General features: G+C 68.5%; 13 protein-coding genes. 6 read left to right on the forward strand and 7 right to left on the reverse strand.

Translation table 11 applies throughout. The features are described from left to right. Window positions 1–79: 79 nt before the first annotated feature. The 6 genes from ACFWX1_RS42865 to ACFWX1_RS42890 all read right to left on the reverse strand — a co-directional run bounded on the left by ACFWX1_RS42865 (window position 80) and on the right by ACFWX1_RS42890 (window position 6,524). Window positions 80–1,261: an ABC transporter ATP-binding protein gene (locus ACFWX1_RS42865; protein ID WP_378395634.1), complete on the reverse strand. Its 1,182-nt coding sequence runs from the start codon at window positions 1,259–1,261 to the stop codon at window positions 80–82. 4 nt (window positions 1,262–1,265) lie between these two features. Then, window positions 1,266–2,108: a carbohydrate ABC transporter permease gene (locus tag ACFWX1_RS42870; protein ID WP_378327926.1), complete on the reverse strand. Its 843-nt coding sequence runs from the start codon at window positions 2,106–2,108 to the stop codon at window positions 1,266–1,268. Beyond that, complete coding sequence (locus ACFWX1_RS42875; protein WP_378395636.1) at window positions 2,108–3,052, reverse strand: carbohydrate ABC transporter permease; 945 nt, start codon at window positions 3,050–3,052, stop codon at window positions 2,108–2,110. Before ACFWX1_RS42875 ends, ACFWX1_RS42870 begins: the two co-directional genes overlap by 1 nt. Further along, complete coding sequence (locus tag ACFWX1_RS42880; protein WP_378395637.1) at window positions 3,049–4,374, reverse strand: ABC transporter substrate-binding protein; 1,326 nt, start codon at window positions 4,372–4,374, stop codon at window positions 3,049–3,051. The genes ACFWX1_RS42875 and ACFWX1_RS42880 overlap by 4 nt, the downstream gene beginning before the upstream one ends. A gap of 282 nt (window positions 4,375–4,656) precedes the next feature. Further along, entirely contained in the window at window positions 4,657–5,175 is a 519-nt protein-coding gene (locus tag ACFWX1_RS42885) for a general stress protein (RefSeq protein ID WP_378328020.1), read from the reverse strand. 152 nt (window positions 5,176–5,327) lie between these two features. Further along, a complete protein-coding gene (locus tag ACFWX1_RS42890) occupies window positions 5,328–6,524 on the reverse strand; it encodes an acyl-CoA dehydrogenase family protein (protein ID WP_378395639.1) in 1,197 nt (398 codons plus the stop codon). A 152-nt stretch (window positions 6,525–6,676) separates the two neighbouring features. Between ACFWX1_RS42890 and ACFWX1_RS42895 the strand changes: the two genes are divergently transcribed. Continuing rightward, window positions 6,677–7,069, forward strand: a complete 393-nt coding sequence (locus ACFWX1_RS42895) for a DUF4190 domain-containing protein (protein ID WP_378395640.1) — start codon at window positions 6,677–6,679, stop codon at window positions 7,067–7,069. A 69-nt stretch (window positions 7,070–7,138) separates the two neighbouring features. Then, window positions 7,139–7,753: a DUF4190 domain-containing protein gene (locus ACFWX1_RS42900; protein ID WP_378395641.1), complete on the forward strand. Its 615-nt coding sequence runs from the start codon at window positions 7,139–7,141 to the stop codon at window positions 7,751–7,753. Here ACFWX1_RS42900 and ACFWX1_RS42905 read toward each other — a convergent pair. Further along, complete coding sequence (locus ACFWX1_RS42905; protein WP_378395642.1) at window positions 7,750–8,613, reverse strand: slipin family protein; 864 nt, start codon at window positions 8,611–8,613, stop codon at window positions 7,750–7,752. The two genes, ACFWX1_RS42900 and ACFWX1_RS42905, sit on opposite strands and share 4 nt — an antisense overlap. A 93-nt stretch (window positions 8,614–8,706) precedes the next feature. Here ACFWX1_RS42905 and ACFWX1_RS42910 point away from each other — a divergent pair, with 93 nt between their 5' ends. The 4 genes from ACFWX1_RS42910 to ACFWX1_RS42925 all read left to right on the forward strand — a co-directional run bounded on the left by ACFWX1_RS42910 (window position 8,707) and on the right by ACFWX1_RS42925 (window position 12,758). Further along, the gene (locus tag ACFWX1_RS42910) at window positions 8,707–9,588 is read left to right on the forward strand and encodes an aminoglycoside phosphotransferase family protein (RefSeq protein WP_378395643.1); all 882 of its coding nucleotides are present in this window, start codon (window positions 8,707–8,709) and stop codon (window positions 9,586–9,588) included. A 117-nt stretch (window positions 9,589–9,705) separates the two neighbouring features. Continuing rightward, complete coding sequence (locus ACFWX1_RS42915; RefSeq protein ID WP_378395645.1) at window positions 9,706–11,088, forward strand: magnesium transporter MgtE N-terminal domain-containing protein; 1,383 nt, start codon at window positions 9,706–9,708, stop codon at window positions 11,086–11,088. Beyond that, window positions 11,081–11,599 (forward strand): DUF1003 domain-containing protein, encoded by a 519-nt coding sequence (locus ACFWX1_RS42920; protein WP_378395647.1) that lies wholly within the window; start codon window positions 11,081–11,083, stop codon window positions 11,597–11,599. Before ACFWX1_RS42915 ends, ACFWX1_RS42920 begins: the two co-directional genes overlap by 8 nt. Window positions 11,600–11,609: 10 nt before the next feature. Beyond that, window positions 11,610–12,758: an Mrp/NBP35 family ATP-binding protein gene (locus ACFWX1_RS42925; RefSeq protein ID WP_378395648.1), complete on the forward strand. Its 1,149-nt coding sequence runs from the start codon at window positions 11,610–11,612 to the stop codon at window positions 12,756–12,758. Window positions 12,759–12,823 lie beyond the last annotated feature (65 nt).

Genomic DNA, 12,823 nt, shown 5'->3' on the forward strand with positions numbered 1-12,823 from the left:
TCGGGGCCCACGGCCTGACCCCCCACCCCCGGGGCTTGGCCCGCCCGTAAGGTGGCCTTAACGGAACTTCCGCCGTGGGTTACTCCGAATAGGTCAGGTTCTTGCCGGAGGAGGGATCGAACAGCTTGATCTTGTCGGCGTCGTACCAGACTTCGAGCTCCGCGTTCTCCGCCGCGGCCGACGCCGCCGAGAGCCGCGCGACGATCTGCGCGCCGCCACCCGGGACGTCGGCGGAGCCGCTGTCCTCGGCCAGCTCGGCCAGTTCCGACGTACTCGCCAGCTCGCCCTCGACGGTGAAGTGCGCGAACTTCTCCGAGCCCATCGACTCCAGGACGTCGACGTGCGCGGTGAACGACGCTCCAGAGGACTTCTGCGCCGTGTCGAGCAGCGTCGCGTCCTCGAAGTACTCAGGCCGGATGCCGACGATGACCTCGCGTGGCGCGTCGGCGCCCTCGACCAGCCGCCGCACGCGGTCGGTCAGCGGGATGTCGCCGAGCGCGCTGCGCGCGGCCCCGTTCTCCAGCGTCGCGGGGACGAAGTTCATCGACGGCGAGCCGATGAAGCCCGCCACGAACAGGTTCGCCGGGTTGTCGTAGAGGAACTGCGGCGAGCCGATCTGCTGCACGTAGCCCGCCCGCAGCACCACGACGCGGTCGCCCAGCGTCATGGCCTCGGTCTGGTCGTGCGTGACGTACAACGTCGTGGTGCCGAGCTGCTTCTGGATCTTCGACACCGAGGTCCGCATCTGACCACGGAGCTTGGCGTCCAGGTTGGACAGTGGCTCGTCCATCAGGAACGCCTTGGGGTTGCGGACGATCGCCCGCCCCATCGCGACGCGCTGCCGCTGACCACCGGAGAGGTTCGCGGGCTTGCGGTCCAGATGCTGGGTCAGATCGAGGATCTGCGCGGCCTCGTCGACCTTCGCCCGCACGGTCTTGTCGTCCACTTTGGCCAGTCGCAGCGGGAAGGCCATGTTCTCCCGCACGCTCATGTGCGGGTAGAGCGCGTAGGACTGGAACACCATCGCGATGTCCCGGTCCTTCGGGGCCTTCTCGTTGACCCGCTGACCGTCGATGCGCAGTTCGCCGGAGGAGATGTCCTCCAGCCCCGCCACCATGTTCAGCGTGGTCGACTTCCCGCAGCCGGACGGGCCGACCAGGATGATGAACTCGCCGTCGGCGATCGTCAGGTCCACTTCGGACACGGCGAGCGCGCCGTCCGGGTACTTCTTGGACACCTTGTCCAGAACGATTTCCGCCATGGCCTTACCCCTTCACCGCACCGGAGGTCAGCCCCGCCACGATGCGACGCTGGAAGAACAACACGAACAGGATGATCGGGATGGTGATCACGACCGCGGCCGCGCTCACCTGCCCCGTCGGGTCCTCGAACTGCGAGGACCCGGTGAAGAACGACAGCGCCGCCGGCACCGTGCGCGACGCCGTGGTCGACGTCAGCGAGATGGCGAACAGGAAGTCGTTCCAGCAGAAGATGAACACCAGGATCGCCGTGGTGAACACGCCCGGCGCGGCCAGCGGCGCGATGACCTTCCGGAACGCCTGCGCCGGGGTGGCACCGTCCATTTTGGCCGCCTTCTCCAGCTCCCACGGGATCTCCCGGAAGAACGCCGAAAGCGTGTAGATCGACAGCGGCAGCGCGAACGTGATGTAGGGCAGGATCAGCCCCGGCCAGGTGTCGAACAGGCCGAGGCTCCGCTCGATGTTGAACAGCGGCGTCACCAGCGACACCTGCGGGAACATCGCGATCAGCAACGACATCCCGACCAGTAGCTGCTTTCCGGGGAAGTCGAGCCGGGCGATCGCGTACGCCGCCATCGTGCCCAGCGCCACCGCGATCACCGTGGCGATGATCGCGATGCCGATCGAGTTGACCAGCGCCCGGATGAACTCCGTCGTCTGGAAAATGTCCGCGTAGTTCTGCCAGGTCCACGAGTTCGGGATGAAGCTCCCGTCGGTGATCGTGTCCTTCGTCTTGAACGACAGCGACACCACCCACAGCACAGGTACCAGCGCGAACACCAGCACCAGGATGTCGACGAGTCCCCATTTCACCTTGCGGCCGGTCGTGACCGCTCCACCGATGGCCATCAGCGCCTCCCCCCAGTATCCGAACCCGGCGCCGCGGTGCCGAACACCTTGATGAAGATGAACGCGATGATCGCCACGGTCAGGAAGATCAGCACGGCCATCGTGGACCCGATCCCGAGGTTGAGCCCCTTGACCAGGTTGTTGTAGGTCTGCATCGACACCGACGACGTGTCCTGCGCGCCGTTGGTCAGCACGAAGATGTTGTCGAAGATGCGGAACGCGTCGAGCGTGCGGAACAGCAGCGCGACCAGGATCGCCGGCTTCATCACCGGCAGCATCACCTTGGTGAACCGCTGCCACGCCGTCGCGCCGTCCATCGCGGCGGCCTTGAGCAGGTCGTCCGGCACCAGCGCGAGACCCGCCATCAGCAGCAGCGCCATGAACGGCGTCGTCTTCCACACCTCGGCGCCGATGATGATCAGCAGCGACGGCACCTTTTCGGTCAGCAGAGCCGAATCCGGCGCGATGAGGTTCGCGAGGTACCCCGTCTTCGGCGTCCACGCGAAGTACCACGAGAACGCGGCGACCACGGTGACGATGCCGTACGGGATGAGCGCGACGGTCCGGATCAGGCCCCGGCCGACGAGCGTGCGGTGCATGATCAGCGCGAGCGCCATCCCGAGCACGAACTCGATCGCGACCGACACGACCGTCAGCACCATCGTGGTGCCGAACGCCGTCCACCAGTACGAATTGGACAGTACGGCCGCGTAGTTCGCGAGGCCGACGAACTCCTTCTGTGCCGGGAAACGCAGGTCGTAGCGCTGCAGGGAAAGCCACAGCGAGTACACGATCGGATAGCCGGTGACGGCGATCATCACCAGCGCGGCGGGGGCACACAGCAGCAGGCCCAGCCTGCGCTCGGCCTTCTTGCCTTCGGACAGGACGGGCTTGCCCTTCCCAGGCGCCGCGGTGTCCACAGTGGATGTTTCCTGCACGGTCACGGGATCACTCCCTTCGACTGGAGGGCGTCGTCGAGCTGCTCCCGCAACTTGTCCGCGGTCTTCTGCGGGTCGATCGCCGAGGGCGGGGAAAGGATCTTCGACATGACGGTCGAGGCGTTCTGGTACGCCGGGGTGAGCGGGCGCAGCGCGGCGTTCTTCAGCGCCGTCAGAATGCTGTCCCGCATCGGGTACTTCGCCGCCATGTTCGGGTTGTCGCCGCTGACGGGCTTGCCCGGATCAATGGGGGCGTCGTCGTGGAAGACCGACTCGATCGTCGGCGGGACACCGTCGTTGATCGCCGAGAACTTCTGGCTTTCCGGGCTGCGCAGGCACAACGCCGCCTCGTAGGCCTCCGGCTTGTGCTGCGAGTACGCGCTGACGGCGAAGTCGACGCCGCCGATCGTCGTCTTCGCGGGCGTGTTCGGATCGGCCTGCGGGTACACCGCCCACTTGAAGTGGCTGACGTCCTGCGGCTTCTCCTTGGCGTAGGAGGCGTAGACGAACGGCCAGTTCAGCTCGAACGCCGCGTTCCCGCGCTGGAAGGATTGCCGGACATCGTCCTCTTTGGAGTTCGTCAGCGACGGGTCGGTGATCCCCGAGGACGTGACCTTCTTCAGCAGTTCGAGCGCCTTGACCGCGCCGGCGTCCATGACCACCGACTTCCCGTCGTCGGACAGGAGACGCCCGCCCATCGACTCGACGAGCGTGTTGTAGATGACCACGAGGCCTTCGTACTGCGCGCCGGTGAACACGATGTTGTGCGGTTTGCCCTGCGCCTTGAGCTGCACGGCCTGATCGATCATCTCGTCCCACGTCTTCGGCGGGCTCGGGATGACGCGGTCGTCGTACCAGAGCAGCTGCACGTTGGTGTTCTTGGTCGCCCCGTAGAGCTTTCCGTGCCAGGTGGCGGTTTTCAGCGGCGCGGGCAGCACACCTTCGGTCGCCTGCGCCTTATGCTCGCCGGTCCACTCCTCGACCCAGCCCGCCTCGGCGAACTCCGGCACCCAGGTGATGTCGAGGCCGAGGACGTCGAGCGAGCTGTCCCCGGCGGCGAGCCTGCGCACCATCTGCTCGCGCTGGCCGTCCGCACCGCGCGGGAGCTTGTTGTAGACGATGTTGTAGCGGCCCGCGGCCTTGGCGTTGCAGTTGTCCACGACCTGCTGGAAGTGGTCCTCGGGCGCTTGGTAGACGTTGATCGTGATGCCCCCGCCGCCACCGCAGCCCGCGAGCAGGCCCGCGGTCAGGGTGCCGGCGCCCAGCAGGGCGGTGGTGCGGTGTCCGGGGGACCGTCCCCGGATACGCGCGGTGATCCTTTTCCCCATGAAAGGCCTCCTCGCCCCGCGCACGCCGGAGGCCGCGACGCGTGGCAGGCACCGCGACGAGCTGAGACAGACCCGTGCCAGCACACCGACGTGCTAGTACTCGGGCGACGATGGTGGAGTTCCACCGCCGCCCGACTGGTGTCGGACAACTTATGCCCGGCGATCAGTGCTCGCAAGCAGTATCGGTAACGATTCAGCCCACCGCGGCGTGAAACGCCGGGCAACCCCGGGAATCCCGCTCGGAAGAGGGGTGCCGTCCCGGCGCCGGATGGGGTACCAGCGTTACTTCTGGGAGCCGAGGGCGAGCTTGGCCAGCAGCTCACGGCCGCGTTCGGCGGTCCGCGGCTGGCAGAGGACGTCGTACCGGCCCGCGACGAGCTGGCTTGCCGAGGAGAAGTCCCGGCGCCCGCGCGACATGCTGTACCCGATCGCGGCGAACATCAGCCCGGACAGCACCCCGAGCACCAGCCCGGTGAGCAGTTGCAGGGCGAACCCCTGGTTGACGAACAGGCCGAGCAGCAGCCCGGCGAAGAGCCCGAACCAGGCGCCGGACACCGCGCCGGTGCCGAGCACGCGGCCCCAGGTGAGCCTGCCGATGACCCGCTCGACGAGCATCAGGTCGACGCCGACGATCGTGACGTCGCCGACCGAGAACTCGCTCTCGGCGAGGAAGTCCACCGCCTGCTGGGCCTCGCCGTAGGTCGCGTACGACCCGATGGGCCAGCCGGTCGGCGGCGTCGGCAGCCGGGGCATTCCGCCTGCCTGCCGTCCGCCACCGCCGAAGGGTCCAGTCACCATCATCACCCGCTCGTTCGCGCTCGGTAGGTCCCCCATCTTGTCAAGGACGCGCGAACCGTGCCTACCCGGCGTGCGGACGTGCGTACCGGAGTGTGAGAGGCCGCACCGAGGGACGCCCTTGGTCCGGCGAGCGCACCGGGGGCGTCCCTCGGCTGTCAGCCGCGGGACTTGTATTCGCGCAGGAGACCGCGGCTGATGATGGTTTTCTGGATTTCGCTGGTGCCTTCGCCGATGAGCAGGAACGGGGCCTCGCGCATGAGGCGTTCGATCTCGTATTCCTTGGAGTAGCCGTAACCGCCGTGGATGCGGAAGGCGTCCTGGGTGACCTCGGCGCAGTACTCGCTCGCGATCAGCTTGGCCATCCCGGCCTCGACGTCGTTGCGCTCGCCGGAGTCCTTCAGCCGCGCGGCGTTGACCATCATCAGGTGCGCGGCCTCGACCTTGGTCGCCATCTCGGCCAGCTTGAACGCCACCGCCTGGTGTTCGGCGATGGCCTTTCCGAACGTCTTGCGCTGCTGCGCGTATTCGACCGCGAGCTCGAACGCGCGGATCGCGATCCCGCACGCGCGGGCGGCGACGTTGACGCGGCCGACCTCGACCCCGTCCATCATGAACGCGAACCCCTTGCCCGGCGCGCCGCCCAGCACCTTGTCCGCGCCGATGCGGAAGCCGTCGAACACCGCCTCGGTGGTGTCCACGCCCTTGTAGCCCATCTTGTCGATCTTGCCGGGGATCGTCAGCCCCGGCGTCACCTCGCCGAATCCCTCCGGCTTCTCCACCAGGAACGTCGTGAGGTTCTGATGCGCCTTCTCCGCGCCCTCGTCGGTCTTCACCAGCAGCGCGATCAGGTTCGACGAGCCACCGTTGGTCAGCCACATCTTCGAGCCGTCGATGACGTAGTCGTCCCCGTCCCGCCGCGCCCGGGTCTTGATCGCCGCGACGTCCGAGCCCAGATCCGGCTCGGACATCGAGAACGAGCCCCGCACTTCACCGGTCGCCATCCGCGGCAGGAAATGCTGCTTCTGCTCCGGCGTCCCGTGACGGGAGATCATGTGCGCCACGATGAAGTGCGTGTTGATCACGCCGGACACGCTCATCCAGCCACGCGCGATCTCCTCGACCACCAGCGCGTAGGTCAGCAGCGACTCGCCGAGCCCGCCGTACTCCTCCGGGATGGTGAGCCCGAACAGCCCCATCTCCTTCATCCCCTCGACGATGTCGGCGGGATAGGTGTCGGAGTGCTCCAGCTCCTGCGCGTGCGGGATGACCTCCTTGTCCACGAACGAACGAACCGTGGCAAGGATCTCCGACTGCACATCGGTCAAACCGGCGGTCTGGGCGAGGCGGGCCATCGCAGCTCTCTTTCTCCGACAGGAGGGGGACGCCGGCTCCCGGCGCTGGGTTACCGGTGAGTATGACGTGAAACCCGGCACCCTGCTATGAGGGTGCTCACGCTCACCCGGCCGGGCGCTAGGCTGGCGGGTCGCGAGAGGGTGAGGGGACGATGACCTATCCGCAGGACCCGTACGGGGAACAGCAGCCGCAGTTGCCGCCGGGACAGCAGCAGCCGCCCTATGGCCAGCCGTATCCCCCGCCCTACGGACCGCCCGTCCCCTACGGCTACTGCCCGATGCCGCAGCAGGAACAGGGCATGGCGATCGCGTCGCTGGTGTGTTCCCTCGTCGGGATCGTCCTTTGCGGACTGACCTCGATCCTCGGCATCATCTTCGGCCACGTCGCCTACAGCAAGGCGAAACGCGGCGAAGCGGGCGGCCAGGGCATGGCGCAGGCCGGGATGATCATCGGCTACGTCACGGTCGGGCTCTGGCTGATCCCGTTCGTGCTCTGGGTCATCTTCGGCATCGCGCTCCTCGGCGGCGTCGCCGGGATGCGCTGACCCGCGGAGCCCGCGCCTGCCAGGGCGTTACCGTTAGGGCCCGGCGAATCAACACCAAGGGGACAGCCCATGAGCACCACACCCGACCCGCAGGACCGGCCCGAACAGGCGAAGCCGTCCTACGAGCCGCCGGCGACCGCTGATCCCGCGCCGTACGAACCGCCGTCCACCGCCGAGCCCGGTTCCTACGAGCCGCCCGCGACGGCCGATCCCGCACCGTTCGAACCGGTCGTCCCGCTCGACATCCCGGTCGCGAACATCCCGGGCGCCGAGCCGCCGGCGAGCCCGCCGCCCGCCGCGGACACCACCTCGCCGCAGGCGACGCCGTATCCGGGCGCGGCCTACCCGCCGCCCCCGCCGCCGTACGGAACGCCGTACGGCCAGCCCGCCTACGGCCCGCCCGCGCCCTTCGGCGTCCCGCCGACGGGTTCGGCGCAGTCGCAGGACAACGGCCTCGCGATCGGCGCGCTGGTGTGCTCGATCCTCGGGTTCTGCTCGTGCATCACCGCGCTGCCCGGACTGATCATGGGGCACATCGCGCTGGCCAAGGCCAACCGCGGCGAAGCGGGCGGGCGGAGCATCGCGCTGGCCGCGGTCGTCGTCGGCTACGTCATCGTGGCGCTCTACGTCGGCTTCCTCACCACGATCATCATCCTGGGCGTCAACGGGAAGCTCGACAACTAGTCCGCCGCCCGCGGGGTCACGACGTCGGATTCCTGGGACAGCCTCGGCGCCGGGGCACCCTGGCCGTTCGCTTCCGGTGCGGGCTTTTCCTTCGCGGGCTCGGCCGTCTTCGGGGTCTGCGCGTCGAGGAAACGCAGCAGCTCCACCGGGAAGGGCAGCACCAGCGTCGAGTTCTTTTCCGAGGACACCTGCACCACGGTCTCCAGCAGCCGCAGCTGCAACGCCGAGGGCGTGTCGGCCATCGTCGCGGCGGCCTGCGCCAGCTTGTGCGACGCCTGCAGTTCGCCGTCGGCGGAGATGACGCGTGCGCGCCGTTCCCGCTCCGCCTCGGCTTGCCGCGACATCGAGCGCTTCATCGCCTCCGGCAACGCCACGTCCTTGATCTCGACCCGGTCGATGTGGATGCCCCAGCCCAGCGCGGGACTGTCGATCATCAGCTCGAGGCCCTGGTTGAGGCGTTCCCGGTTGGAGAGCAGATCGTCGAGGTCGCTCTTGCCGATGATCGAGCGCAGCGAGGTCTGCGCGACCTGGCCGACCGCGGAGCGGTAGTCCTGCACGTTGACGGCCGCGATCACCGGGTCGACGACCTTGAAGTACACGACCGCGTCGACCCGGACGGTGACGTTGTCGCGGGTGATGCCGTCCTGCCCCGGCACCGGCATGGTCACGATCTGCATGTTGACCTTCTGCAGGTGATCCACGAACGGCACGAGCAGCGTGAGTCCCGGTTCACGGATACTCGATCGGACGCGGCCGAAGCGGTAGATCAGGCCGCGTTCGTACTGTTTGACCACGCGCACGCTCGCCGCGAGCCAGGCACCACCGGCGAGCACGGCCGCGCTGAGGATTCCCATCAACATGGCAGCTCCGTTGGGGTCGCTCCCCCTTCCCCGAGAGTACGCCCGGGGGCCGATCGGGGAAATGCTCTTGCCCCCTGCTGGCAGGCTGGACGCGTGATCGAGATCCCGCCGAAGTTCGCCGCGAGGGTGCCGTCCGTCCTCGGCGAGGAGGGCGTCGCCTGGCTGGCCACGGTGCCCGAGCTGGCCGCGCGGTACGCCCGGAAGTGGAACCTGACGTTCGAGGGCGCCGCGATGCACGGCTATGTCGGCGTCGTCCAGCCCGCGCGGCTGCCCGACGGGACACCGGTGGTGCTGAAGCTGGGCTTCCAGGACGAGGACACCGCCGACGAGCCGATCGCACTGTCCACATGGGCCGGTCAAGGTGCGGTTCTGTTGCTGGACAACGCATCCGACGACGGCGTGCTGCTTCTCGAACGGCTGGACGCCACGCGGACGCTCGACGGTGAGCCGCTGGAGGAAGCCGTCGGGATCGTCGGCGGGCTGGCCCGGCGGCTGGCCGTCCCGGCTCCGCCTCGACTGACCCGGAATCTGCGTGACGAGGCCGCGAGGCTGGCCGAAGAGCTGCCACAGGAGTGGGAAGAGCTGGGGCGGCCGTTCCCGCGCGAGTTCGTCGACGCCGCCGTCGATGTCTGTCGTTCGCTGGGGCCTTCTTCGGCGAACCTGCTGGTGAACGAGGACCTGCACTTCGAGAACGTGCTGGCCGGACAGCGGGAGCCATGGCTGGTCATCGACCCGAAGCCGCTCGCGGGCGATCTCGAGTACGGCGTGATTCCCTTGCTGTGGAACCGGTTCAAGGAGTCCACTCTGGACGATCGGCTCGCGGCGATCGTCGCGGCCGCCGACCTCGACGCCGAACGGGCGCGGGCGTGGACGCTCGTGCGGGGCGTCCAGAACTGGCTTTGGCTGATCGAGGACGAAGACGACGATTCCCCCACCGCCCCGGCCCCGCTGATCACCCGCTGGGCCGCGAGCTGAAGGGGACTTTCCTCTCGTAGGACGCGCTGAAGGGCGCTTTCCTCGCATCCCCCGCGACGAAAGTCCCCTTCAGCCCACCCCGGGCAACGCGGACGATGACCCGCTAGCCTTTGCCCCATGGCCCCAGTGAACAGGGTTTTCGCGGCTCAGTTGGCTGGTCTGCCGGTTTTCGGGCCCGACGGCGAGTCGATCGGCAAGGTCCGTGACCTGGTCGCCGGCCTGCGCCTGGACCAGCAGCCGCCGCGCATCCTCGGCCTGGTCGTGGAGCTCGCGACCCGGCGCCGGGTCTTCGTGCCGATGCTGCGGGTGACCTCGATCGAGCCGACCGCGGTGACGCTGGCCACCGGATCGGTCAACATGCGGCATTTCCACCAGCGCCCCAACGAGGTCCTGGTGCTCGGCCAGCTCCTCGACGCGCACGCGACGCTGCCGGGGTCGCAGACCAGGATCACCGTCGTCGACGCAGCGATGGAGCCCACCCGCACCCGGGACTGGGTGCTGGCGAAGCTGGCGATCCGGGAGCGGTCCAGCAGGCTCGGCCTCGGCAGGCGGCGGTCGGCGATGCAGGTGCTGCCGTGGTCGGAGGTGGCCGGGCTCGGGCTGACCGACCTGTCCGGGCAACCGCAGGGCGCGGGGCAACTGCTCATGCTGTTCGACACCATGCGCGCGGTCGACGTCGCGGCCACCGTGCGGGATCTGCCACTCAAACGCCGTCACGAAGTCGCCGACGCGATGGACGACGAGAAGCTCGCCGACGTCATCGAGGAGTTGCCGGAGGACGACCAGAAGGAGCTGCTGTCGTACCTGGCGGAGGAACGCGCGGCCGACATCCTCGAGGCGATGAGCCCGGACGACGCGGCCGACCTACTCGCCGAACTCGCCCCCGCCGAGCAGAACAGGCTGCTGGAGCTGATGGAGCCGGAGGAGTCCGCACCGGTGAAGCGGCTGCTGGCGTACTCGTCCGACACCGCGGGCGGGCTGATGACCCCCGAGCCGGTGGTGCTGGCCCCGGATTCCACGATCGCCGAAGCGCTCGCGCACATCCGCAACGCCGAACTGCCCGCGGCGCTGGCGACAATGGTGTTCGTCTGCCGCCCGCCCTCGGCGACGCCGACCGGCCGGTTCGTCGGCGTCGTGCACTTCCAGCGATTGCTGCGCGAGCCCCCTGCCGAGCTGGTCGCGAGCGCCGTCGACACCGGACTGGCCGCGTTGCGCCCGACAGCCCCGCTGGCCGAGGTGACCCGCTACTTCGCGGCGTACAACCTGGCGTGCGCGCCGGTGGTGGACGCCGAGGACCACCTGCTCGGCGCCGTCACCGTCGACGATGTCCTCGACCATCTGCTGCCCGAGGACTGGCGCGAAACCGGCTTGCACGATGTCACCGGCGATCACGACGACCATGAGCATGAGGAGGCTGACATGAGCCACAATCGCGAAGCCGCTCATGGCGGCCGACCGGGTGCGGGTGCCCCGCAAGATACGGAGGCGGACCGTGCCTGAGCTGACCGGCGGGCGGCGGCTGGACCAGCCGCGCAGCCAGACACGGTTCCGGCTGAACATCGACCCGGACTCGTTCGGGCGCTTCACCGAGCGGATCGCGCGGTTTCTCGGGACCGGGAAGTACCTCTTCTGGCAGACGCTGATCGTCATCGTCTGGATCACGCTGAACCTGGCCGCGGTGTCGCTGCAGTGGGACCCGTACCCGTTCATCCTGCTGAACCTGGCGTTCTCGACGCAGGCCGCCTACGCGGCGCCGCTGATCCTGCTGGCACAGAACCGCCAGGACGACCGCGACCGCGTCTCGCTGGAAGAGGACCGAAACCGGGCCGCCCAGACGAAGGCGGACACCGAGTACCTCGCACGGGAGCTGGCGGCGCTGCGGCTGGCCGTCGGCGAGGTCGCCACGCGCGACTACCTGCGTAGCGAACTGGACCGGCTGCGTGAGGACCTCGACAAGCCTCGCAAGCCGAAATCCAACCGGGACAAACAGAGCAGCCCTACCGGTACGTAACATGGGCTGGGTGACCAGTACACAGCAGCTCCCCAGCGTCGACGACGTCCGCAACGCGCTGAAGGACGTGTACGACCCGGAGATCAAGAAACCCATCACCGACCTCGGCATGGTCAAGGACGTCGAGGTGGGTGACGACGGGGTCGTCAAGGTCGGCATCTACCTGACCGTCGCGGGCTGTCCGCTGAAGGCGACGCTGACCAAGGACACCACCGAGGCGGTGGCGAAGCTCCCCGGAGTCCGTGACGTCCGCGTCGAACTCGACGTGATGAGCGACGAGCAACGCACCGAGCTGCGGAAATCGCTGCGCGGCGACGCCGCCGAGCCGGTCATCCCGTTCGCCCAGCCGGGCTCGCTGACCAGGGTGTACTGCGTCGCGTCCGGCAAGGGCGGCGTCGGCAAGTCGTCGGTGACGGTGAACCTGGCCGCCGCGATGGCCGAGCGCGGGCTATCCGTCGGCGTGGTCGACGCGGACATCTACGGCCACTCGATCCCGCGCATGCTGGGCGCGCGGGAGAAGCCGACCAAGGTCGACACGATGATCATGCCGCCGCAGGCGCACGGCGTGAAGGTCATCTCGATCGGCATGTTCACTCCGGGCAACGCGCCGGTCGTGTGGCGTGGTCCGATGCTGCACCGCGCGCTGCAGCAGTTCCTCGCCGACGTGTTCTGGGGCGACCTCGACATCCTGCTGCTGGATCTGCCGCCGGGCACCGGCGACATCGCGATCTCGGTGGCGCAGCTGATCCCGAACGCGGAGATCCTGGTGGTCACCACCCCGCAGCAGGCCGCCGCCGAGGTCGCCGAGCGCGCCGGGGCGATCGCGCTGCAGACGCGTCAGCGGGTGGCCGGGGTCATCGAGAACATGTCGTGGCTGGAGACGCCTTCCGGGGAACGCATGGAGGTGTTCGGGTCGGGCGGCGGGCGGACCGTGGCGGACTCGCTGTCGAAGTCGGTCGGCTCCGAGGTACCGCTGCTCGGCCAGGTCCCGCTCGACCCGCGGCTGCGCGAACAGGGCGACGCGGGCACGCCACTGGTGCTCGCCGCGCCGGACGCCCCGGCGTCCGTGGTGCTGCGCGAGGCGGCGTCGAAGCTGACCGTCCGGGCGCGCGGGCTGGCCGGGATGATGCTCAACGTCACCCCCACCGGCCGCCGCTGAGCTTCTGCCGACGTGCCGTTAAGGCCACCTTACGAGCGTCAGACGCCCGTAAGGTGGCCTTAACG

Origin of the sequence: Amycolatopsis sp. NPDC059021, from assembly GCF_042739895.1 — a bacterium.
In the GTDB taxonomy this organism is placed as follows: Bacteria; Actinomycetota; Actinomycetes; order Mycobacteriales; family Pseudonocardiaceae; genus Amycolatopsis.